Source organism: Methanothermobacter sp. EMTCatA1, from assembly GCF_002356395.1.
Classification (GTDB): Archaea; Methanobacteriota; Methanobacteria; order Methanobacteriales; family Methanothermobacteraceae; genus Methanothermobacter; species Methanothermobacter thermautotrophicus.
In genome coordinates, this window is sequence record NZ_AP018336.1 from 481,186 (window position 1) to 504,785 (window position 23,600).

Sequence of the window (23,600 nt, forward strand, 5' to 3'; positions counted from 1 at the left end):
AAAGAGCCATTCAAATGCCCCATTCGTGTTAAAAGAAGATCCAGAAGGTTTAATGGGTTAAAAACAAGGCCATACTTGAAATTTGAATTTAGAATTCTTCTGATGGTTTAAATAACCTTAAAACCCGTTTTAAATCCTCAAAATTAAAAATAGAATTATTTTAATGGTACTGAAAGCTCAGCCGGTCTTTTCTATGATGGATGTGCCGTCAGACTTTTCAACCCTGTAGATATGGTCTGCAAGGTTTTCAAGTTCCTCCTCATGGGATACCAGGATTATCTGTCTGGATTCAAGTTCATCGAAGATGTCCCTGAGCTTGTAGAGCTGCTCCTTGCTGAATCCATCGGTGGGTTCGTCCAGTATAAGTATGTCCGACCTCACATCGGTGAGACGCTGGACCACCATGTTCAGTGCAAGCCTGTATGCAAGGGCTATGCTGGTCCTTTCACCACCACTGAGGTATTCAAGGTTCTGCTCATAGCCGTCCTGCTCAACGATGGGTGTGAAGTCCTCATCGATCCTCACGGATTTACCGGGGTCATCCACCAGGACCCTGAACCATTTCTGGAATCTCTCATTGAACTCATGGTTTATCTGTGCCATCACGTGGGTCTCGATGTCATCCATTGCAGGGATGAAGTATTCATTGAGCCAGGTCACATAGTTCCCCAGTTCCCGGGCACGTTTCCTGAGTTCTCTCTTTTTAGCAATTTCAGACTCAAGGTTACCAATCTGTCTCTGCTTCTCCTCGATTTTTCCTTCAACTGCAGCCCTTCTGTCTCTTTTTTCATCCCGAAGATTTTCCATTTCACAGATACTCTGGGTTAGATCATGTATACTGGACTCAACTTCATCCCTGTTTTTGAGTGCCTCTTCATTTTCCCTGATTTTAGCTCTCTTTTCAGCGATGTTACTCTCATTTTCATCAATTTTCTTTAGGTTATCTCTGTATTCCCTGCTGGTTTCAGGGTTGAGTTCAGTGATCCTGGTCCTGAGCTGATCCATCCTCCCGGATGCTGCTGCAAGTTTACTGGAGTATCCTGATTCCATTTCACGGAGGGATTTCAGTTCATGCTCCACCTTATTGAAGTCAGATTCCGCATCCTTCAGTTCTTCAATGAGCTTCTCACTCTCAGCTTTACCCTCCTCAATCTGCCGGATCCTTTCTCTGATATTATCAAGACTTTCGCGTCTTCTGTGGCATTCCTTAATCCGTTTTTCAAGGTCCTCCCTGAGTAACCTCAGTTCCTCCCGTGACCTTTTATACTCTGCGATGCGCTTCATGAGTTCATTCTTATTCATGATTTCATTTCTGAGATCTGCTATCCTTGATTCAACCGATCCTTTTCTTTCACGGGCACTGCTGAGTTTATCATTTATGTAGTCTGGATTAACCTCCTGGTCACATGTTGGACATACGCCCCTCCTTCCGATGGACTCATAGTCCTCTATCTTTCCATGTATCCCCCCGAGTTCCTGCTGGAGATCCGACACCTCAACCTCAAGTTTTCTTATCCCGGCTTCAACTTCATCCTCCGTGTATCCCGGGTCCTCAATGGACTCCATACTCTCTATTTTTGATTTTATCCTGTCAGTATAATCCTCAAGCCCGGATATTTCATCCTCTAAATCCCTTCCTGTCTTAATAAGATTTTCAAGTTCACTGACAAGGTTTCTGTATTGGATTGAAGCCTCCCTGAACCTCCGGGAGTCATCCATGAGGGATTCCCTTTTCAGCTCAAGGGCACTGATCCTTTCTCCCAGTGAATTCAGTTCCTCCTGAAGCTTTTCCCTGATATCACTGCATTTCTGAAGTTCATCAAGGGATCTCCGGTATTCCTCCTCTATACTCCTGTTCCTTTCCATGAGTCTCTCTGAGGATGATCTGAGGGTTTCTATTTCATTTTGAAGCGATTCTATTTCCCTTTCAGCACTCTCAATCCGGTTTTTCTCTCTCTGAAGAACTTCCATCTCTGATTTCAGTTTAGCTATCTCTGCCTCGATTCCTTCAATATCACTGTCAAGCTGCTTCTTCTCTGATTCCAGTTTCTCCTTCTCCCCCAGGAGTCCTTCAAGTTCCCTCTTCTTATCTTCAAGATCATAGGACCTGTCTTCTAGGCTCTCTGATTCTCTCCTTATTCTCCTGGAAACCAGATTTGCATTATCAGCCGCCCTGCTGTACTTTTCAAGGTCAAAGGCCTTCCTGAGCCTTTCAAGCCGGTCATTCTTCGGGGCCTCGATTATGCTCTTCATCTGCTCCTGTGGTGTGAAGACAGCATAACGGTATATCCTGCTCCTGGCCCTTGGATTAAGGGGCTCCCTGTACCCTAGGATCTCAAGTACCTCGGCCTTCAGTTCCTTTGCAGAGAGTTTCTTCACCACCCCCTGTTTTCTGATGTAGAGTTCGCCCTGCTGAACCCCCGATGATCCCCTTTTGAGTTCCCTGTAAACCGTGTACTCCTCTCCATCAACGGTGAATGTGAGTTTGACTGAACCTGAATTTGATGTGGCCCTCAGGAGGCTGTCACCCCTCTGGTCACCCAGACCGAAAAGGGCGAATTCCACTGCAAGGAGCAGGGTTGTCTTTCCTGAACCTATATCTCCCTCGAAGAGGGTCACTCCATCATCAAACTCAACCCTTCCAGACTCATAGCTCCTTATGTTCTTAAGTTCAAGGGATCTGATGATCAAGTACCATCACCCCCCAGATCAAGACCCAGGACATCCCCGGCATCCTCGATGATTCTCTTCTCATATTCGCTTTTGTTCTCACCGGGAGCCTTCTCATTCTCAAGTCTTCTGAGGAGTTCAACCGCAATGGAATCCCCCTCCTCCATGAGCCTCCTGTTCCTGATGTCCAGTCCTGCAAGTTTCTCCCTGAAGATCCTCCTCTCCAGCCGGGGCACGTCACTCTCCACCACCCTCACCTTCTGGATCTCACGGGTGCTGAGGCCATACCTGTTTATCTGGACAACACGGGCCCCCATCGACTCAAGTTTTTCCCTTATACTCGCTGAATCTATGTCAGATGTCCTTCCTGAGCTCAGCTCACCACGGATCTTGAGCATCACAACCTTCCCGGTAACATCATGACCTGCTATCTCCCGCCCTATCTGGTGGTATGCGTCCTGGGAGTTCTTACCTGTGACATCACATTCAATGTACTCGAATTCAGCGGGCCTTATCTCCCGGAATTCAGGTTCCCTGGCCCTATCAGTGAATTCGACCAGGTAGTACCCCCTGGTCTCGCCCCTGGCGTTCTCCTCGAGGTCACCGGCGTATGAACCAAAGAGTGTCCCCGGGTACACTATGGGACCGTAGCCCTCCTCAATATAACACCCCTTCCGGTGTACGTGGCCACCTGCGTAGTACTCGAAGCCCCTGGGGAAGAGGTTGAGGTCCACCGATTCCATATCTGCAAGGTCAACCGGTTTGAACTGGGTTATGGCACTGTGGAATAGGAATATCCTGAATCCGTCCTCGGCCTCAAGGGCCTCCCTGTCAAGCTTCATGAAGTATTCAGCCTCAAGGGTCCTTGATCTGCCTGATAGTCCTGTGATCTTTGCACCGGTCTTCTCATCCACCGTGAACTCAAGTCCAAGCTTCTTACCAGGGATGGGACGTACGACCTTATCTATCACCCCGGCACTTTCAAGGATGTCTATCATGGATGTGCTGGATGGACTGTAGTCGTGGCTCCCATAGTTGACGTATATGGGGACCCCCGCCTCCCTTACCCTCCTGAGTTCAAGGGTGGCCCTCTTGACAGTCTCCATGTTGGGGATGTTGGAGTGGAAGAGGTCCCCTGCTATTATCATGAAGTCAACATCCTTCTGAAGTGCATCGTCCAGGGCCATCCTGAAGGCCTCAAATTCAAGTTCCCTGAGGTCCGGGTGTTTCTGGGCCCCCAGGTGGCAGTCTGAGAGGTGTGCGAATCTGTACATGCTCAAACCTACCCGATAAACTCAATCATATCATCATCAGTATCCTCTGATTCCAGCCCCGCCGATTCAATGAACTCCTCAAAGAGGGGTATCTTCACAGGGACTGCGAACTTTGTGAATATGCTGCTCACTATGGCCTCACCCTTATCCAGACTTGCTATTGTCCTGTTATCAGCTGAAAGGTCCTGTGAGGCACTTCCTATTATCTCGGCCCTCTCCTGGGCCATCTCATTTCCCAGGATTATCTTGGTGTTCATGTTGGCAAGGACCGTCCTGGGTATCAGGCTGACGAGCTGGGTTATTGCAATGAGGCCTATGTTGAATTTACGCCCCTCCCTGGCTATGGTGCTGTAGATGTTGTTTCCCTGCCTCTCAATGACCTCCTTTCCAAGGACGCGGGGGGCCTCCTCTATGACTATCCCTATGACCGGTTTTCGTCTGAGTTCCCCTGTGGCCTTGTACTGCTGGTACCTCCTGAAGATCTCGGCTGAGATGACACTGCCCACCAGGAGCTCAGCCTCTCCCATGAGCCTTGAGGTGTCCACCACAACGATCTTTCCATCCTCAAGGCTGGCTGCAATGTCCTTTATGGTTGACTCACCACCACGCTCCCTGAAGACTCCTCCACGTGACTTTATTTTGCCGTCATCAAGGTGCACTCCGAGGATGACGTCAAAGATCCTCCGCAGCACATTGAGTGTCACCGGCTGTACACCGGGGAGTTCCTCCCCTTCCACGATCTTCAGGATCCATCCATCCCCGTATTCATTGTAGTACCTTGCAATCGCCTGTTCCTGTGCCTGTGTGAATGGTATTATACCCTCAAAGTGCTCGGGGCGGAGTGATCTGAGGTTTATGGTGAGGGTGTTCCCGCCCACAGGTGCATCAGGGGAGTAGTAGACCACATTATCTGAGGGGTGCCTCCCGAGGCCGGCCTCGTTCCTCCCGTAGTACTCATCGTGTGGGTCCAGGACTAGAATGCCCACCCTGTCCATCTCTGCGAGGCTCCAGAGCATCACCTTCACAAGGTTACTCTTACCCCTCCCTGTGGTTGCAGGTATGAGGATGTGGTGGGTTATGGCGTCAACTGCATCGACGTAGACCGGTGTATCCAGGACCTTTGACCCGCTCCTCACGTTCCCCAGGAAGACCGGGTTGCCGGGCCTCTCCAGGAAGTCAAGGTCACCCTCCCGGATCCTCCTCACCTCCCTGAAGAATCTGGGGAGGCGTTTGGGTATCATTGGCTGGCCATCCCGCACATGGAGTATGGGGCGGGCCTCTGCAATGATGTAGTTCCTCAGCTCAGGTTCGAGGAGCTCCACCTCCCTGCCGTATCCCTCAAGGTTGAATCCCGAGGCCAGCTCCCTCATGCCCTGGGGTATCTGGGAGCTGTACCTGAGGTCCTTGACCTGGAGTATTGTGTAGCCCTCGCCCTCTGCAACCAGCAGGTCACCGAGTTCTATTGGTTCACCTGCCTTCTGTCTTATAAGTACCGCGGCTGTTTCGCCGCCTATTATCTGCCCTGCAGTTTCCATCAATCCTCACCTGCATACCTGTTCAGTTCATCATGGTAGTTGAGGGTATTCATCTCATCCCTTATAGCCTCAAGGACCTTCCGGTCCCTGATCTGCGATAGGAGTCTCCTCCTGTATATCTCCACCTCATCCCCTGAGACCCTGGCCCTCATGTCCACATCAACCAGGCCGTAGGGGTAGCCAGGGAAGCATGCGTCCCTTGCATTGAGGGATAGGGTTGATGCGACCTCCATTGCCTCATCCTTCCCGCACTCGCCGAGGATGTCCATCCTGAATATCCTGCCGGCCGGGTTCAGTTTAACTGCAGTGATGGTGGTCAGCCTGTCGGTGGTGACGGCCACGGGGTGGTAGCACCAGCCACCCTCCATGTTACAGTCTGCGGCGAGTCTCCCCACAGCAGCGAGGAGTGACATTGATGTGGTTGTGTAGAGGGTGCATGTCTTTGAGAGTCCAGCCACGTGGATATCCATGGCCTCATCCCCCAGTCTCCTGATGTAACCTTTCTCCCTCTCGAATGATGCCCGGAGTGACCCGTCCCTGACAAGGATGTCCCCATCATCGAGTTCATTGAGGGCTCCTGTGGCCATGGTCCACTCCGCAAATTTTCTTGGGAGACCCTTGAGGTCTGACTCCTCAGCCCGCTCTGCATCTTTAAGCTCCAGCTGGAGGTTATCCTCATCTGGAAGGAATTCCCGGTACTCCTCCCTGAGGGGGTGAAGCTGGAACCTGTATGTCCCATCCTCTGGATGGAACTTCATGACCGAGAAGAACTCGATCCTTGCTGGCATATCTGGCTGGATCCTCTGCTCTCCCCTGAAGAGGCCCAGGGCGACCCTGTTGATCTGGACTGATATTGCCGGTCCCTCCACTATGGGGCTGTTACCCCCATCTATGAAGGCCATGAGTCTCTTCTCTCCCTCCTGAAGGGGTATGAAGCCGTCTGCGGTGAAGTCATGGACCCTGTATTCTGATGATTTAAAGTAGGGTCTTCCCACATCCGCTCTGACAATCCCCTCCAGGGTCTGTGCAATCTTATCAAGAACATCCAATAAAAAATCCCCCATGTGAATGTTTAATATTGAATAGAAAATAAATGTTATAAATAGTTTGTGGTTTTTCTGGTGAAGGGCCTCAGTCGGGGCACTGCCATGGTCTCTGCTCTAGTGGGGCATCATTCCTCCGGTTCAACTATAACAGCTGTCCCGTAGGCCAGGATCTCCTGCATTATATCGGAGATTGAGTCTGAATCAAATCTCACGCTGATAACCGCATTGGCACCCAGCTCACGGGCATGATCCAGCATCCTTTCAAGGGCCTCCTGTCTGGAGTGCTCCATCATGGTGACGTACTCCTTGATTTCACCACCCACGATTGACCTTAAACCGGCTCCTATCTGACCCCCAAGACCTCTGCTCCTCACTGTAAGTCCATATACAAATCCAAGGACTTCAACGGCCCTGTAGCCAGGGACATAGTTGCTTGTGACGTATATAACGTCCCCGTGTTCCTCAACCACCGCAGGTTTTTCCCTTCGCTCCTCCAGCCTTGTACCGCACTCGTCGCAGAAGTTGGAGTCAGCTCCATACTCCTTGCCACAGTTTGGACAGAACTTCTCAGCTTTCTCGGGCTCAGATCTCACCGTTCCAGGCCTCATACCCTTTTTCTCAGCGAGTCTCCTCTTCATCTCTTCACTCGTAACCATAATAACACCATAATTATTTTTATTGCAGCTGTATAATAAGGTTACCATGGAATCCAGAAGAGCTGATGATGTCCCATCCACGGGAAAGGGGATCATCAACCGTCTCCAGGAGCGAATTCCAGAAGGGATTGTGCCCTTCATCCCCGTGATAATCGTGGCATTTCTCCTCATCCTCAAACCATACTACCTTTTCCCCACCCACGGCGACCTGGACTTCCACCTTGTGAGGGCGAGGGAGATACTCATGGACCCCATCCAGGGGCTGTTCTGGGACTACCTGGTCTATTACCCTCAGGGGCGACCCCTGGGCCACCCTCCGCTCATCCAGGCAGTTATTGCAGGTCTCTGGATGTATGGTGGTCTGAGGTTCGCCCACTCCATCATGTGCATGGCCCAGATACTTGTCACCGTATTCACGGCATCCTGGGTGGCCTCAAGGTGGTATGGTAGGCAGGCGGGGCTGATAGCAGGGGCACTGGTACTTGCATCCCCCCGCCCAGACACCCTCTCTGTTATAATGCCCGCAGCCTACATCCCTGTCCTGGTGGTCCTGACGGTGTACCTCCTGGGGGAGGACCGGCTGTCTGCAGCGGTGACAGGGACCCTGGCGCTCTGGACCCACTTCATAGCCCTCATAACGGTGGTGCCGGCTGTGATGGCGGATGGCATCAGGAGGAACCTCAGGGTGATTGCTGCACTTCTGCCCTCACTGATACTCTGGTGGGCCTACTTCCTCAGCTTCAGGGGGGCACCCCAGGAGGCCTCCACCGGCGGGTACCTCAGCGTCACCTGGCTGGTATTCATGGTACTCCTCTACTTCGGAATCCCTGGCCTCTACCTTGTGAGGGAAAGGAGGGAGTTCCGGCCCCTCCTGGTCTACATGGTCGTGGTGCTTGCAGCCGAATTCCTCTTCGACGACATATCACGGGGTCTGCAGTACGTGGCCCTTCCCCTGGCAGTTGTGGGGGGTTATGCAGGCTCAAGGATGCTTGAAAATTCATCAGGGGTTGTGAAGCTGGTTACAGTGGTCCTGATAATCTCATCAGCCACAGTATTCACGGAGCAGCTGCTACTCACGGATATGAGGTGGTCAGATACTGTTATACCCTTTGAGAACCATTACCACCCCCTCAAGGAGTACATTGAAACCCATACGGGCCCGGATGAGGTGGTATGGGCCTCCAGTTCCATTGCAGATAAGGTGGCCTGGATGACAGGGAGGAGGGTCTCCAGCGGTCACTACGGCCCTCCCCCCGGCTTCAGGGAGACCCACCAGAGGATCAACATCTATGATGAGAACGGAAAGTTTGTGGTGAGGGATGAAAAAAACAGGACGGTGGATGTTATATATCCTCTATAGACTATCTCAAATTCCTAAGCAGTTAGAGAGTAGATAATAATCACATCTAAATTGAGGGAAAGATTAAATCCAACCAACTAACTTATTAAATCCATGAAACCCAATCTGAGGAGGGAACTCGGTCTCTTCGACGCGGTGAACCTGGTGGTGGGGACCATCGTGGGGGCCGACATATACATAGTGGCTGCCTATGGCGCCGGTAGCCTGGGCCCGGCATCGATACTCGCCTGGCTGCTCGCCGGACTCATGGCCCTCATAATCGCCCTTGTATTCTCTGAGGCCTCAGCCATGCTCCCCAGGACAGGGGGCCCCTACGTCTATGCAGGCGAGGCCCTCGGGAGGTTCACGGGTTTCATCACCGGCTGGTCCCTCTGGGTCTCATCATGGGTTGCCATAGCTGTTTTCCCCCTTGCCTTCATCTACTACCTTGAATACTTCATCCCCCTTGACCCCCCTGCTGAGGCCGTGATAAAGGTCCTCTTCATCCTCTCACTCACCATCATAAACATTGCAGGGGTCGGGAGGGCCGGTAAGGTCAACGATATCCTCACAATCCTAAAGGTCGCCCCGGTGCTCCTCTTCGCGGTCCTGGGCGCCATACACCTTGCACTGAACCCCGGGCTCCTGGTATCAAATTACACTCCAGCTGCACCCATGGGCCTCGGGGCCCTGGGTACTGTGACTGTCCTGGTATTCTGGGCCTATGTGGGCTTTGAGCTTGTGACAGTCCCCGCGGATGAGGTCAGGGACCCTGAGAGGACAATACCCCTCTCCATAACACTGGGGATGATCTTTGTCACCCTATTCTACATCCTCACCAACGCTGTTATCCTTGGCCTTGTACCCTGGAGGGTCCTTGCATCCTCAACCGCGCCCCTCACGGTGGCCGGTTACAGCCTCATGGGGGGCATCGGGGCCCTCATACTCACAGCGGGTGCTGTGTTCTCCATTGCCGGTTCAGAGGAGGCAGGTATGCTCACAACTGCAAGGCTTCTCTTTGCCATGTCAGAGGATGGGTTCCTCCCGGGCTTCCTCTCCAGGGTCCACAGGAGGTTCGGCACCCCACACATGAGCATCCTGGTCCAGAACCTCACAGCCCTCTTAGCGGCACTTACAGGCACCGTTTCGGGCCTCATCGAGCTCTCTGTGGTTACCCTGCTCCTCCCCTACGCTGTGACATGCATCTCACTGGCCATCCTGAGGAGGAGGGATGGTTCAGGCATCCCCCTTAAGAGTGTTCTGGGTGTACTGGTCTGCATCTACCTCCTCATGAACACCACACCATCCACCACTGCCTGGGGACTCCTCCTGATCCTTTCAGGGGCACCCCTCTATCTGATATTCGGATTTAAAAGGCTGCGCCGCTGAAGGGCCTCAGATTTTTTGGAACTTAACGAAGCACCAGCAATCATCATTATCCCGTGTGAAATGTCTTGGCCCACCTCCGCTCCCGGCGCCGGATCATATGGACCGCTGCAACGATGAAAAGGGGTAGAAGGTAGAGGCAGTAGGCCCAGTATTCAATGGATAGGATCAGCGTCCGTGGCAGACTGTACCCGTCCCGCCGTATACCTGTTATTACAAGGGGGAAAAATGCTATGGTGGATATGATGCCTATTATGAAGGGTGCGTTCATCCTCAGGGTGAAGCCTGCGAGGTTAAGGATGAATACAACGTATCCCAGCATCACAAAGCCTATGAATAGCATTGAGAAGAGGTAGAACAGGGAGTCAAGTTTCCTGTGGAGTGTTATGGGAGCGTCAATGAGGGGGGCGAGGTATACGAAGAGGGTCTCCAGGTTCCCTATGAGCCAGCGGGTCCTCTGCCTGAAGAAGGCTGGCCAGTCACCCACCGCCTCCTGGAAGACCTCTGCTTCGGATGAGAACTTCACATCATAGCCCCTTAGCATCAGCTTAACACTGAGGTTGAGGTCCTCTGTAACCGCGTAGCCATCCCAGCCACCGATCTCCTCAACAGCCCTCCTCTTAACCAGCTGCCCGTTACCCCCCAGGAAGGCCGGTACACCCATCTTCATCCTTGACCTCATGATGAGGTTACCGAACAGGGCGAATTCAATATCCTGCATCTTTGTGAGGAGGTTCTCATCTGCATTGTACATCCTCACACGGGACTGCACCCCTGCAACATCCTCACCATCAAGGTAGGGCACCATCTTCCTGAGAAAGTCAGGTTCAACCCTTGCATCAGCATCGAAGACCGCTATAATATCCCCCTCGGCAAGGGTGATACCATCATTGAGGGCATAACCCTTCCGTTGAAGGCGAAGGGGGCTTTCCTTGTTACAGCCTTGAGGTGCCGGTGCTTCCTGAGGAGCCCCTCCAGTATCTCACCGGTCCTGTCTGTGGAGCCATCATTAACAACTATTATCTCATAGTTCCTCTCACCATTTACATGGTAGTCCAGGGCTGACAGTGTCTCAACACAGCCTTCTATGGTGTTCTCCTCATTATTGGCAGGGACTATTATACTCACCATTGGCATAGCAGATGATGAGGGTTTCTCAGGCTCCCCGAAGCTGAAGGCAAGGTGCATGAGGCTGTAGACCGTCGGTATGAAGAGGGTGTACATGAGCCAGGTCATGCTCCCTGTGATGAAGCCATAGACTGCAAGAGCAGTTATAACTGATGATACAAAGAAGATTCCTGTCTTTTCTATCTTCATCTCCTCGGCCTTGGTTACAAGGACCTCCCTCACCCTCCTTGAGTAATCCTCTGTGGTCCTGAGATTTTCAAGAACAACCTCGATCTCGGCCTGCAGCTGCTCGGTGTTTAAGGGTTTGAGGAGGTAGCCATAGGGTTCACTCTCAAGGATCCTTGATAGGGTCGCATCATCCGAGTAGGCGGTCAGGTATATCACAGGGATCCCGTATCTTTCCTGTATCCTCTCTGCAGCCTTGATACCATCCATCTCACCCCTGATGTATACGTCCATTATCACAACATCCGGTTCAAGCTCCGATGCAGCTGCAATGGCGCCCTCACCAGTATCCTCGACACCAAGGACCCTGAAACCTGCATTTTCAAGTTTCTGCTTGAGATCCGCTGCTATGATGGCCTCGTCCTCCACGATTAAAACACCCGGCACCGGTCCCCTCACTGCAGTTTCATGGACCTTGAGGATGTCCCTGACATCGGCCCGGTACCTCCTGAGGGCCGTTTCAACCGCTGCCCTGAGTTTCCGGTCATCGTAGGGTTTGAGGAGGTAGCCATAGGCGCCTGCCCTACGCGCCCTCCCTATGGTTTCCGGGTCAGAGTATGCTGTGAGAAAAACAACCGGTACCATCATCCATGAGGACAAGGTCTGGCCTCTTCTCAGCTATGAGTTTCAGAGCCTCTCTCCCGTCACCGGCAGCTCCAACCACCTCATAGCCCATCCTCTCAAGGCGTGTCCTGAGGTCAGCTGCAATGAGTGCCTCATCCTCGACTATAAGAATCGAAGTCACTGCCAGCCACCCCCGGAACTTAAAACATGCTCCATCAACTATTCCCCCATCCTATTTAAACCTGAAACATTACAGGGCTCAGGGATTGGCCAGCTCCTGATTAAGTTCTGTCCCGAAGCTTAAGCATCATCTCCTGAGCCATTTCATGAATCCCCTTAATCCCATGGTGTTAAGCACGTCCCCTGCCTCTGCCCAGCCACGCCTGGCGGTGATGACACCCCAGCTGATGTTCTCCAGGGCCCCACGGGAGTGGGCGTCACTGTTGATCGCGATTTTACAGCCCATATCAACTGCCATCTTAACATGCGTATCCCTCAGGTCAAGTCTGAGGGGGTTGGAGTTAACCTCAAGGGCCACACCCGCCTCAGCAGCCCCCTCAATCACCCTCTCAATATCAACGACGGGCTCGGGTGAGCCCAGCACCCTCCCCGTGGGGTGGCCTATGATACTCACAGGGTCATGGTCCATTGCAGCAAGGAGCCTCTCTGTCAGGTTGCCGGGATCATGGATGCTCGCTATGACAAGGTCAAAGTCCTTCAGAGCCCCGTCAGGGACCTCAAGGCTACCATCATGCAGGATGCTGACCTCAACACCCGCCAGGACATCGATCTCCTCAATCCTCTCAGCCGCCCTGAAGTAGGCGTCGGGGTCATCGATGTATCTTGCATGGTCTGTGATGGCTATGTACTCCCTCCCGAGTACCGAGGCGTACTCTGCCATCTGCTCCATCGAATCGATCCCGTCACTGAAGAGGCTGTGCATGTGGAGGTCCCCCCTTATATCCAGAGGTGTTACAAGTTCAGGGAGTTCATCCCTGGCCGCAGCCTCCACCTCGCCACGGTTCTCCCTGAGCTCGGGTTCAATGTAGCTCAGGCCAAGTGCCTCCAGGACCCCGGCCTCGGTTCTCCCGGCCACCCTCTCATCACCCCTGAAGAGGCCGTATTCGCTCAGCTTCATTGAGGATGATATCGCCCTCCTCCTTAGCTCCACGTTGAACTCCCAGGACCCTGTGAAGTAGAGGAGGGCTGAACCGAAGACCTCATCATCGAAGACCCTGAGGTCACAGTCGAGGCCCTCCCTGAGCCTCACGGTGGATTTCCTTGGACCCCTAACCACAACCTCCTCGACTTCATCCATGGATGTGAAGTGGTCCATGACAGCCTCGGGATCTGTGGCTGTTACCAGGATGTCAATGTCACCCACGGTCTCACGGCCCCTCCTTATGGATCCTGCAACCTCAACCCTCTGAACCCCCTCAAGTTCAAGGAGCCCTGCCTTTATCCTGGATGCCAGGGGGACAACGTAGGCCAGGGGTCTTCTTGAGATCCTTGACCTTGCAAGTTCGATGTTCCGGAGTATCATGGCCTCCCTCTTCTCACCCATACCCCTCAGTCTCCGGATGCGGTGCCTCCTTGCCTGCTCCTCCAGGTCGGCGAGGGTCTTTATCCCCAGTTCCTCGTAGAGGAGTTTAACTGTTCTTGGCCCCACGCCCTCCACCGAGAGGAGGGAATCAAGGTCCACCGGGTACTCCTCTGAGAGTCTCTCAAGGAGCTGCAGGGACCCCGTGGAGAGGATCTCCTCTATCTTCCCGGCGATGTTCCTCCCTATTCCTGGAAGTTCCTGGAGTCTGCCCCTGGCTGCAACCTCCTCTATATCCTCATTGAGGAATTCAACCGTCCTTGCAGCCCTCCTGTAGGCCTTTGTCCTGAATTCATCTCCCGCCAGTTCCATGTAGTCAGCCACACGGTTCAGTATGTGGGCCACAAGATGATTCTTCATGCATTATAATATGGTGGCCATCATTAACCAGACTTTTGGTTCAGGGAAACAGTAAATTTATTAATCGTGTGGATTGAATTAATCATGTAAATGAATATACTGTGGTGGGGGTTTTCATTTGAGTGATGGGAGGGCAAATCCTTCAGAGAAAGTGAACCTGAGCCTTGCTGAAGAATCTTTCATTACATTCCTCCAGGATAATCTTCCTGATGACTGGAAAATCTATTTTAAACCTCATCTTAACGGTTCCTACCCTGACCTCATAATCATGAACCCCCATGTCGGGATAATGATCTACAGTATCCTTGATGAAGTCAACTGCACCCCTGAAGCTGAAATAAGGCGACTGGGATATTACAAGAAGAAGATAATACGGCAGCTGGTCCCATCCATGGGTGAGATGATTGATAAAGAGAGGAGCGCCTATGGTATCATCCGGACAGGTGTATATGTTCATGGACTATCCAGCAGGGAAGTTAAGGATAAGTTCAAATCTGGAGGGAGTTACCTTACCTGTGCCGGCCATGACAGCCTTCAGAAATCAAACCTGGAGGCCCTGATACCCGGTCTGAGGTTCCGTAAGAGCAAATACATGAAACCTGAATGGGCATCGCAGCTTGAATCCTGGATGGTCCCCAGCTATCACAGGGAGAAAAGGACTGATATCAGGCTTACAGAGGAGCAGGAACGACATGTAAAGCCACAACCAGGACACAGAAGACTCAGAGGAGCTGCTGGGAGTGGTAAAACTCTGGTAATAGCCCACAGAGCAGCGCGACTGGCTGCTGATGGGCACCGCGTACTCATAGTAACCTTTAACAGCACACTCTGGCAGTATATCAGGGAGATGGTGGATAGGACCCTCTACAACTTTGACTGGTCCCTCCTGACGTTCAGGCACTTCCACGGGTTCTGCTACGACATTATACATGAGCTTAAAATCCCCTTTGACCAGGAGAGGGTTGTCGAGTGTCTCATAGGGTCAATCCGGGACCATGATATTTCAGAATACATGTTTGATGCTGTCCTTATTGATGAGGGCCAGGATTTTGAGTGGGAATGGTACAACCTGCTATCCCAGTTCCTGACAGAAAGGGATGAACTGTTCTTTGTATGCGACGAAAGACAGAACATATATGACAGGGAGCTCAGCTGGGTCGACAAGATGTCAGGCGCAGGAAAGGTTAAGTTCCGGGGAAAATGGAGGGAACTTGGGACAGTTCATCGACTATCACCAAAGATAGCTGAATTTGCAAATAAATTTGCTCAAAGTTTCCTTAGATCAGGGGATAATGAATTAGATGTCAGCCAGAAAACCCTCTTTGATAACCGTGAAGCCGTGTGGAGAAACGTGGACCCCCATGACTGGCAGGATGAACTATATGACGCCTACAGTTCCCTCAGGGATATGGGTGTTCGTGACTCAGAAATAGCTGTACTGGTACCCACCAATGATATGGGTGTGAAGGTTGCTGAATTCTTCAGATCAATGAACGTGAAAACCGACCACCTCTTCAGGAAGAATGGTGCCGGTAACAAGAGGGTATTCGTATCCGATGGGCGGATGAAGATAAGCACAATACACAGCTTCAAGGGATGGGAAGCAAGAAGTGTGATAATCTGGATACCTGACAGATGGGGACAGGAAGAGAACCTTGACGCAGTCATATACACCGCGATAACCAGGACCCTTGAAAACCTCATCATACTGAACACCAATGAAAGGTACCTTGAATTCTATGAAAACGATGAGGACGTTGAAATTCCCGATATAACTGAAGATGAGATGGACCCTGAACTTGAGGAATGGATTGAGACACTCCCGTACCCACTCGCCTCCATCATCTGGGAGAGCATGACCATAACGAGCTATGAGAGCAGGGTCAGATATCTCATTCACTTCTTTGAGGCCCTTGCAGAGTTCAACTTCAACCTCATTATGAGCGGTCTATCCTCTGACGAATTCTTCTTTGATATGAGGGTTAGGGAAACCTTTGGAGGTGTTAAAAATAATCTTGAAAGGCCCACCTTCGGGTACTGGACGGCACTCCTCTTCAGGGCAATCAGAAGCCTGAGGATGGTGCTGAATGATAGGTACCATAAAAACCAGGTCCGCAAATCCTTTGGAAAGCCAGATGATGACTTTATAAATGCACTGGCCAACAGCAAGCTCCCTGTAATACTGAAAAATGTTTTAAAGTACCGTAACGTCTGGGAGGGGCATGGCCCGCGAGTTTCCGAGGATGAATACCGTAAACGTTACAGTGTACTGATAGGGGAGCTAAGGAATGTTAAGGATGTGATCGGGGACATTTACACCCGCAATTTCCTGGTCATCCCCAGTGAGGGAATCCTGGATGGTGGTGTGCACCGGTACACAGCAAAGCGTTACATGACAACGAGGGCCCCCTTCAGGGCTGTGAAACTGGAAAGTGAGAAACCCATGGACATTAACAGCATATACCTTGCAAACCCAAACAAGAGGAGGCACCTGGAACTCCTGCCCCTTATAATCAACAATGATGACACCTGCTACTTCTACAACGGGATTGATGATGAAACTGGTAAGGCAAGGTACTGTTCCTATCATAACAAGGACAAGGCTGAAATATTTGTAAACCCACCTCCTAAACTTGTAAATCTGCAAGAAATGCTGAATCAAACTGACTCCTACAATTAATCTCCAGGCTTCATATGAGATAACTCTCTTTATTCCCAGATACATTCCCATGCAGATTTGCAGAGGAGCCTGAGACCATTGATGATTTTGAAGAAACATTGCCAGAAGAAATGTTAGAGGAACCGAATATCTTGAGGACATCAAATAGATCCTGATGTCTACCAGAGGTGTATTCAAAGGGAAATGGAAAAACTTCCGTTTCTGTAATAGAACTACGAAATACTGGAACTTTTAGATGCTGAATTAACCGGATCATCACCTTAAAAAAATAAATATGATATCAGACGGACCCCATACCCTCAACGATCTCCCTGATCTTGTCCTCAACGTTGTCACTGTTCTCCACAACGGTACCCGTCACCACGACGTCTGCACCTGCACCCGCAACCCTTGCAGCATCCTCACCGCTCCTTATACCACCGCCAACTATGAGTATCTGATCTGTGCATCGCTTAACAAGGGCTATCATCTCCTCAGGCACATGTTCAGGGGCCCCTGAACCTGCCTCAAGGTAGAAGAGCCTCATGCCAAGGAATTCAGCGGCCATGGCATAGGCGGCTGCAATGTCGGGTTTGTTCCTGGGGACCGGCTTGGTGTCACCGACCCATCCAACCGTACCCCCCGGTTCAACCACCAGGTAGCCCATGGGGAGAGCCTCTATACCCATCTTCTTGACGGTGGCTGCACCCAGGGCCTGGGCACCTATGATCCAGTAGGGGTTTGTGGAGTTAAGGAGACTCATGAAGAATATTGCATCGGCGTAGCGGCTGACACCCGTGGTGTTACCCGGGAAGAGTATTATGGGGACGTCTATGTTCTCCCTGAGGGCCCTGGCTGTGTTATCAAGTTCACTGGAATCTGTGGTTGACCCTCCAAGCATTATACCATCGGTGCCTCCCCTTATGGCAGCCCTGGCTATCTCAACGGCCTCCTCAGGGGTCTGCTCCTCGGGGTCTATGAGGGTAAGGTGTATCTTCCTCTCCCTAAGAATATCATGGAAGTAATCTTCAACCTTCATTTTGAACACTCAGAAAAATAGTAAAAAAGGAGAGGGGGCTGCTTAACCCCTTGGTTCCTTGGCCTTGTACCTTAACCCCTTGTAACCACACTTCCTGCATGTCTTTGCAGTTGGTGGGTTCCTAGCGTTACATTTAAGGCAGATCTTGATATTGAACAGTCTGTTTTCTGCTTCCTCAAACCTTGCCATAATTAGCCTCCTATGAATTTTTTCTGAATCTCTACAACCTCAAGGCTATTCTCAGCCCTGGAGTAAGCTTCAAGAAGTTCACGGTTGAGGTCCAGGAAATGCGGACCCCACTTGAAGTAGGACATTATATCAGACGCTATATCTTTCAGTCCAACTATATAAAGGGTTGCCGCCACTGCCTCTGCAGTTGAGAGTATGCAGGGCTTCCCGTAGTTTGTCGGGTTTGCAGCCACAAGGAAGGGCAGTGACCTGTGGTTCCTTGCGGTCTGGAATATGACGGACGATTTCTTAACCTTTTTCCATGAGCAGTCAAGGGCTGCAATGCCCCGCCTGAGGACCATGTCCCTGTCCTCAGGGGAGACCGCCTTCTCAGAAAAAGGGTTGAGGACAAGTGCCCCTCTTGGTAACTGGTTGAGACTACTTACTATTTTAAATTTTCCCTTCCTTCCAAGTTTGAGGCTCGTGCACTTCTTCCTGTCACACTCCTCTGCATGGTAGACCACAATCTTCATCAGACTGATATTGGTGGTCCCGCTATATAAAATTTGGATGCTGAAAAAGGTAACCATTCATACAGCAGTATAAACTGAAGATATCCAACAAAACACGATACTGAAAGAACTAAAACATGGCCCTCTCATGCTCCATTATCTTAGCAACAGCACCTGATGGGTCCCTGAGGTCATGGAGGTCATAGTAGCTGCCGCCTGAAGCCAGCGCTATCTCCATGTTGAGGTCCCTTCCACCCCGGGATCCCCTCTCAAAGTTTATCACGGTTGAGGGTATCTCCTCTTCCCTCAGCCTTGAGGCGGCCTCAACGGCCTCCCTCTTTGGGTCCCTCCCGGTCCCCACATTGGGCATGCCATCACTGAGTATGACCATGAATGGGACGTACTCCCCGTGCCTCTTCTCCTCCCGGAGTATCTCAAGACCCCTCTGTATGCCCTGGGCCATGGGTGTTGTCCCACCGACCCTTATGCTCTCCACAGCATCCCTGAAGGAGGATGCATGGGCAGTTGAGGGTATTATTACCCTGGCGTCCCTGCCCCTGAAGCCAACGACACTTATACGGTCCCTGTGCCTCTGGGCATCCTCTATAAACCTCTCTATGAGGCCCTTGACCCTTGCAGCCTTCCTGTCAGAGAACATTGAGCCGCTTATATCGACCACCAGGACTATTGATGCCCTTGCACCGTGTTTACGTATTTTTTCCCTTATATCTCCGGGTTCTATCTCAAGTTCACCCCTGGAGGCCGCCGCCCGGATTGTGGCGTCGATGGCCACATCCCCTGGCTCACCCCTCGGGAACCTGCTCCTTATGTACTTCCCCTTTCTGGTCTTTGACTCGACACGTGCACCGTAGAGCCTCTCCTTCTTCTTACCCCTGACCTTGAGGAGCTTCTTTATATCGACCTCCACGTCCTCTGTTTCAGGGCTTCTCTCTGAGCCCTCTGCCGATAGACCGGCCAGGGAAGCTGAAGCCCCTGACCCTGAACCCTCACCCCTAGATGAAGCCCCTGACTCCTGGCCTGACTCTTCACCTTCAGAACCCCCGGAACCTTCACCCCCTGAAGAGCTGTCTGAGTTGCCCTGATCCTCCTCAGATTCTCTCTCACGTTCCATCTCCTCACGGGCCCTCTGCATCTCCCTCCTTGTGTTCTCGCGGTTGTAGCTCCTGCCGGGTATTCTCTCACCAAGTACAAGGACTATTGCATCCTCAACGTCCTCCTCACGGACCCTTCTTCTTCCATTGAAGGCTGCTATGGCCTTTGATGTCCTCACTATTGCAATGTCAGACCGGTGGCCGTCAACACCGGCATCAACACAGACCCTTGCTATCAGCTCAAGGAGGTCATCGTCGATTGTCACCGCAGGGAGAAGCTTCCTGGCAGCCATTATCCTGTCGCGGAGACTGCTCTGGCTTTCAGCAAACCTCTCAACGAAGCCCTCCGGGTCGTCCTCGAATTCGTCCCTCCTCTTCATTATGAGGACCCGCTGCTTTATGTCGGTCACGGTCTCCACGTTTATGTGTATACCTATCCTGTCTGAGAGCTGGGGCCTCAGTTCGCCCTCTGCAGGGTTCATGGTCCCAACGAGTATGAACCTTGAGGGGTGCTGGAGGGATATGCCCTCCCTCTCCACTGTGTTGACACCGTAGGCCGCTGCATCCAGGAGCACGTCGACCAGGTGGTCATCCAGGAGGTTTATCTCATCCACGTAGAGTATGTTCCTGTTGGCCTCTGCGAGTATCCCGGGCTCAAGGGCCTTTATACCCTCTGTGAGGGCCTTACTGATGTCAAGTGATCCAACAACACGGTCCTCTGTGGCCCCCAGTGGGAGTTCAACAACCCGCATCTTGCGGTATTCAACATCCACGTCACCTCCACGGCACATGTCACATGCCCCCTCAGGTTCATCCGGGTCGCAGTTGAAGGGGCAGCCCTTAACCGTCCTCAGGGATGGTAGAAGGTCCGCCAGGGCCCTCACCGCCGTTGTCTTACCTGTGCCCTTATCACCCTTGATGAGGACACCACCTATCCCCGGGTTTATTGCGTTGAGTATAAGGGCCTTTTTAACCTTTTCCTGTCCTACTATGGCTGTGAATGGAAAAATAAGGTTCTTCATTAACTCACCTGGTCATCCTAACCATCTAATTCTATATTTATTCTGAATAATAAGTTTTTACATGCCATTGTATTAAGATTTCATCACACCTTAGGATACCTCAGGAGATAAAAAGGGACCCCCTTAACCCGCCGCCGGATGAGTGGTTGACCCCCCCTTCAGCCAGAGTGGAGATTCCCAGATCCACTGGATAAAATAGATAAGTGATTGGCCCCATAGAAGTAACAGGTGATATCATGTGTACCGTTGGAGGTCCAATGGCTGATATAGATATTAAGAAGATGAAGACACGTAAATGCAGGTGCCTTGACTGTGGAAACGAATTCAAGGGTGTTGGAAGGCGGGTTATCTGCCCATCATGCCAGTCAGATAATGTTGAATGCGAAGGCTAGGTGGTACCCTGGAATTCAAAATCAATGAGGACGAGATACTCTTTGTCGAGGCCGGGGGGCTCCTTGGAGTCATACCATCACGTAGAGAGCGGACCATATTCATGAACACAGCAGAGGATGAGGTGGCCCTCTTCCTCGAACCCCGGGACCTCATAGTCATATCCGCCTTCAGGGCCGATGATAAGATGAGGAGGGGTATAAAGGCCCTTGCATACCTCCTCCTTGAGACCGGGAACCCCCTTGTGGTCCTGCCGGAGGACCATCCAGGGTCACGGAGGCTGAAGATGGTTGTCTCAGCCGCAGACAGGGTGAGGCTCAGCTGTGACATAACACCGGGGACACACCCCGACCACCACCTCCTCTGCTCTGCACCGGCACTCTCAGGCATGGAGATCGTGTCGGTGGATGGTGGTGTTGAACTCCTGAATGCACCCCCGGGTATCAGGGTGTGGAGGGAGGTACTTGACTGGTGATGTGGGAAACTATTTTTAAGGCAGGGCCACATAAACCATCACAGTGAATGACCATGATCAGTGAATTCTATCAGATATTTGGACAGCTGGTGTTCCTTGCAGGGGTGGGCATACTGGTTATGCTGGCTTCAAGCCTCTTCCTTGGGAGGCTCCTCCTGAATGAGGACAGACTTATATTCCCCAGGCTCCTCCTCATCACGGTCGACATGTTCTATGGACCATTCAAGAAGTTCTCAGAGACCCTTGGCCTCAACAGCCGCATAGTGGACCAGATAGGTGTTGAGGTCAGGAACAAGATCAACGAGAAGCGGTTCAAATCCATAGACCCCCATGATAAGGCCCTTGTACTGCCACACTGCCTCAGAAATCCCGAGTGCGAGGCCAGACTCGAAAGGACAGGGCTGATCTGCACCGGATGCAACAGGTGCATCATAGGGAAGATCAAGGAGAGGGCTGAGGCCATCGGATACACCGTCTTCGTGATACCAGGGTCAACCTTCATAAAGAAGATCGTGGAGGAGCACAGGTTCAAGGCGGTCCTTGGGGTCGCCTGCTACCAGGACCTGAACCTCGCCATGATGAAGCTGTCGAGGTTCTCGCCCCAGGGTGTACCCCTCCTGAGGGACGGCTGCTTCAAGACAAAGGTGGACTTCAGGGCCGTCCTGGAGAAGATGGGCCTTGAGGGTGAAATCAGAAGACCTAAGACCTGCATGAGCCAGGTCCCAGGGAAGACACCGGAGCAGTGATAGGATGGACATCCCCATCACCGATAACCACATACACGTTGACCCTGTTAACGGTGAGGGCCCCGTTGCAGTTGCAGAGAAATTCTACAGGGCCGGTGGAAGGAGGATGATAATCCCGAATAAGCCCTCCTGGACCATAAATGCAGGGACTGACTACCGTAAAACCATGGACACGGTCCTGGGCTACGTTGAGATGATCAACAGGGAGACTGAAGTTGAGGCCCATGCGGTTGTGGGACTGCACCCTGCAGAGCTATCAAGGCTCCTTGAGGCGGGCCGTGAGATTGAGAAGGCCGAGGAGATGATCAGGAATGGACTGGAATATGCACAGTCCCTGGTACTGGATGGGATGGCTGTGGCCATCGGCGAGGTAGGAAGGCCCCACTACCCGGTCAGTGACGAGGAGCTCGCAGCCCATAACAGGCTCATGGTATATGCCATGGAGCTTGCAGCCGAGGCTTCATGCCCTGTTCAGCTACACACCGAGAGCTCGGGTCCTGAGGAGTTCAGGGAATTCGCAGGGATGGCTAAAAGGGCCGGGATAAGGAAATACATGGTTATAAAGCACTTCTCAGGGCCCCTTACAGCCCCTGAGGAGAACCATGGGTTAACTCCATCGCTCATTGCCTCAAGGGACGTTGTGAGGGATGGTATCAGGAAGGGGGGTCATTTCCTCATGGAGACAGACTACCTTGATGATATCAGAAGGGCCGGCGCCGTCCTTGGTCCGAAAACAGTGCCGAGGAGGACCCTTGAATTCATCAATAAGGGGATCTTCACCGAGGAGGACGCCTACAGGATCCACGAGGAGACCGTTGAGAGGGTCTACGGGATCTGAATGACTCCCCCCTCATCTTAAAAACCGGATCTCAGGGGCTACCCCTGAGTAACAGAGCCCTGGATAAAGTTTTTTTTGAGATCCCTGATATGCTTCAACTTTTTACAGTCATTCCGACATTTTTTTAGTGATGCCTTAACCCTGCCCTCACATTAACGGCAGGTCAGCTCCACAGTGTTACTGTTCCAGAATATGATCAGATACAGTCCGGGTCATTCAGCAAAAACCGGACATTAAAAACAGAATCAGAGAGGGGGCGTCAGTGCGAACCCCCGAGAAGCAGGCTGACCACTCCTATAAGTACACCTATAACCACAACCTCAAGGCTCGTCCTCAGGATGTTCTCCCTTGAAACCCTCCCGAGGTATACTCCCAGGACCAGGAGTGCGATGAGGCATAAGAGGACCGTTACGATGGTTGCGGTCATCCTGTCAGCTATAACAAGGAAGGGCAGGACCGGTACAAAGGATCCCATGAAGCTGGAGAACCCATGGGTGAACATGCTCATGTACACCCTCCTCCTGGCCTGCTGGTGGATGATGGTGTCATCGAGCTTACCCTCATCCATCATCATCTTCCTCTCAAGTTCACGCATGGTCCTGGTCTCCTCAGCCCTCTCACCAATGAATGACCCGAAGGCATTGGACATTGCAAGGGCCACACCACCACTGAGGCCGGTGAGGGCTATGAGGTAGTTATCCACACTGAGGCCTCCGGCACCTGCAACCCCGCTCGCCGTCAGGGTGACACCCATAACAGCCAGTATACCGTCAAGTGTGCCCAGGGCCACGTACCTGCTCATGTTTATGTACTCATGAAGAAATCCTCGTATATCCATCCCTGATCATCATCCCAT

At 51.9% G+C, this 23,600-nt stretch carries 21 protein-coding genes and 1 pseudogene; 7 read left to right on the top strand and 15 right to left on the bottom strand.

The genetic code is table 11. From position 1 onward, the window contains the following. Window positions 1-177: 177 nt before the first annotated feature. The 6 genes and pseudogenes from tca_RS02510 to tca_RS09230 all read right to left on the bottom strand — a co-directional run. Entirely contained in the window at window positions 178-2,691 is a 2,514-nt protein-coding gene (locus tca_RS02510; RefSeq protein WP_010876179.1) for an AAA family ATPase, read from the bottom strand. Further along, window positions 2,688-3,944, bottom strand: coding sequence for a DNA repair exonuclease (locus tca_RS02515; protein WP_269889830.1), 1,257 nt, complete (start codon window positions 3,942-3,944; stop codon window positions 2,688-2,690). The genes tca_RS02510 and tca_RS02515 overlap by 4 nt, the downstream gene beginning before the upstream one ends. A gap of 8 nt (window positions 3,945-3,952) precedes the next feature. Continuing rightward, on the bottom strand, window positions 3,953-5,479 hold the full coding sequence (locus tca_RS02520) for an ATP-binding protein (protein WP_269889780.1): 1,527 nt from the start codon (window positions 5,477-5,479) through the stop codon (window positions 3,953-3,955). Continuing rightward, window positions 5,479-6,528 carry a DNA double-strand break repair nuclease NurA gene (locus tag tca_RS02525; RefSeq protein WP_269889781.1) on the bottom strand — a complete coding sequence of 350 codons (1,050 nt, stop codon included), beginning with the start codon at window positions 6,526-6,528 and terminating at the stop codon, window positions 5,479-5,481. Before tca_RS02525 ends, tca_RS02520 begins: the two co-directional genes overlap by 1 nt. A gap of 122 nt (window positions 6,529-6,650) precedes the next feature. Further along, on the bottom strand, window positions 6,651-6,995 hold the full coding sequence (locus tca_RS02530; RefSeq protein ID WP_269889831.1) for a heavy metal-binding domain-containing protein: 345 nt from the start codon (window positions 6,993-6,995) through the stop codon (window positions 6,651-6,653). 54 nt (window positions 6,996-7,049) lie between these two features. Then, window positions 7,050-7,322 (bottom strand): annotated as a pseudogene (locus tca_RS09230) (hypothetical protein); the annotation flags it as partial. On the opposite strand from tca_RS09230, the gene tca_RS02540 reads away from it, so the two are divergent. Then, on the top strand, window positions 7,228-8,541 hold the full coding sequence (locus tca_RS02540) for a hypothetical protein (protein ID WP_010876184.1): 1,314 nt from the start codon (window positions 7,228-7,230) through the stop codon (window positions 8,539-8,541). The pseudogene tca_RS09230 and the gene tca_RS02540 overlap by 95 nt on opposite strands. 93 nt (window positions 8,542-8,634) lie before the next feature. Continuing rightward, window positions 8,635-9,909 carry an amino acid permease gene (locus tca_RS02545; RefSeq protein WP_010876185.1) on the top strand — a complete coding sequence of 425 codons (1,275 nt, stop codon included), beginning with the start codon at window positions 8,635-8,637 and terminating at the stop codon, window positions 9,907-9,909. Window positions 9,910-9,955: 46 nt separating this feature from the next. Here tca_RS02545 and tca_RS02550 read toward each other — a convergent pair whose 3' ends face one another. The 4 genes from tca_RS02550 to tca_RS02565 form a co-directional block, all read right to left on the bottom strand. Continuing rightward, entirely contained in the window at window positions 9,956-10,789 is an 834-nt protein-coding gene (locus tca_RS02550) for a glycosyltransferase family 2 protein (protein ID WP_269889832.1), read from the bottom strand. Then, a complete protein-coding gene (locus tag tca_RS02555; protein WP_286709108.1) occupies window positions 10,762-11,859 on the bottom strand; it encodes a response regulator in 1,098 nt (365 codons plus the stop codon). Before tca_RS02555 ends, tca_RS02550 begins: the two co-directional genes overlap by 28 nt. Next, window positions 11,810-12,004 (bottom strand): response regulator, encoded by a 195-nt coding sequence (locus tag tca_RS02560; protein ID WP_010876188.1) that lies wholly within the window; start codon window positions 12,002-12,004, stop codon window positions 11,810-11,812. The genes tca_RS02555 and tca_RS02560 overlap by 50 nt, the downstream gene beginning before the upstream one ends. Before the next feature lie 126 nt (window positions 12,005-12,130). Further along, window positions 12,131-13,783 (bottom strand): helix-hairpin-helix domain-containing protein, encoded by a 1,653-nt coding sequence (locus tca_RS02565; RefSeq protein WP_269889783.1) that lies wholly within the window; start codon window positions 13,781-13,783, stop codon window positions 12,131-12,133. A gap of 118 nt (window positions 13,784-13,901) precedes the next feature. Here tca_RS02565 and tca_RS02570 point away from each other — a divergent pair, with 118 nt between their 5' ends. Continuing rightward, window positions 13,902-16,463 carry an ATP-dependent helicase gene (locus tca_RS02570; RefSeq protein WP_010876190.1) on the top strand — a complete coding sequence of 854 codons (2,562 nt, stop codon included), beginning with the start codon at window positions 13,902-13,904 and terminating at the stop codon, window positions 16,461-16,463. Between the two features lie 280 nt (window positions 16,464-16,743). Here tca_RS02570 and tca_RS02575 read toward each other — a convergent pair whose 3' ends face one another. The 4 genes from tca_RS02575 to tca_RS02590 all read right to left on the bottom strand — a co-directional run bounded on the left by tca_RS02575 (window position 16,744) and on the right by tca_RS02590 (window position 20,295). After that, window positions 16,744-17,481, bottom strand: a complete 738-nt coding sequence (locus tca_RS02575; protein ID WP_048060841.1) for a geranylgeranylglyceryl/heptaprenylglyceryl phosphate synthase — start codon at window positions 17,479-17,481, stop codon at window positions 16,744-16,746. 42 nt (window positions 17,482-17,523) lie between these two features. Next, window positions 17,524-17,670 (bottom strand): 50S ribosomal protein L40e, encoded by a 147-nt coding sequence (locus tag tca_RS02580; RefSeq protein WP_010876192.1) that lies wholly within the window; start codon window positions 17,668-17,670, stop codon window positions 17,524-17,526. 2 nt (window positions 17,671-17,672) lie between these two features. Then, window positions 17,673-18,182, bottom strand: a complete 510-nt coding sequence (locus tca_RS02585; RefSeq protein WP_048060842.1) for a DUF367 family protein — start codon at window positions 18,180-18,182, stop codon at window positions 17,673-17,675. Between the two features lie 109 nt (window positions 18,183-18,291). Further along, window positions 18,292-20,295 (bottom strand): VWA domain-containing protein, encoded by a 2,004-nt coding sequence (locus tca_RS02590; RefSeq protein WP_269889784.1) that lies wholly within the window; start codon window positions 20,293-20,295, stop codon window positions 18,292-18,294. A gap of 236 nt (window positions 20,296-20,531) precedes the next feature. On the opposite strand from tca_RS02590, the gene tca_RS02595 reads away from it, so the two are divergent. Genes tca_RS02595 through tca_RS02610 form a run of 4 tightly spaced genes read left to right on the top strand, consistent with a single transcriptional unit; the run spans window position 20,532 to window position 22,744 of the window. Beyond that, window positions 20,532-20,687 carry a hydrogenase maturation nickel metallochaperone HypA gene (locus tag tca_RS02595; protein ID WP_143485748.1) on the top strand — a complete coding sequence of 52 codons (156 nt, stop codon included), beginning with the start codon at window positions 20,532-20,534 and terminating at the stop codon, window positions 20,685-20,687. Continuing rightward, on the top strand, window positions 20,675-21,160 hold the full coding sequence (locus tca_RS02600) for a hypothetical protein (protein WP_010876197.1): 486 nt from the start codon (window positions 20,675-20,677) through the stop codon (window positions 21,158-21,160). Before tca_RS02595 ends, tca_RS02600 begins: the two co-directional genes overlap by 13 nt. 47 nt (window positions 21,161-21,207) lie before the next feature. Beyond that, window positions 21,208-21,906, top strand: coding sequence for a DUF116 domain-containing protein (locus tca_RS02605; protein WP_010876198.1), 699 nt, complete (start codon window positions 21,208-21,210; stop codon window positions 21,904-21,906). A gap of 4 nt (window positions 21,907-21,910) precedes the next feature. Further along, window positions 21,911-22,744, top strand: coding sequence for a TatD family hydrolase (locus tca_RS02610; protein ID WP_010876199.1), 834 nt, complete (start codon window positions 21,911-21,913; stop codon window positions 22,742-22,744). A 259-nt stretch (window positions 22,745-23,003) separates the two neighbouring features. Here the strand turns inward: tca_RS02610 and tca_RS02615 are convergent, their stop codons facing one another. Beyond that, on the bottom strand, window positions 23,004-23,582 hold the full coding sequence (locus tca_RS02615) for a TIGR00267 family protein (RefSeq protein WP_010876200.1): 579 nt from the start codon (window positions 23,580-23,582) through the stop codon (window positions 23,004-23,006). Between the last annotated feature and the right edge of the window lie 18 nt (window positions 23,583-23,600).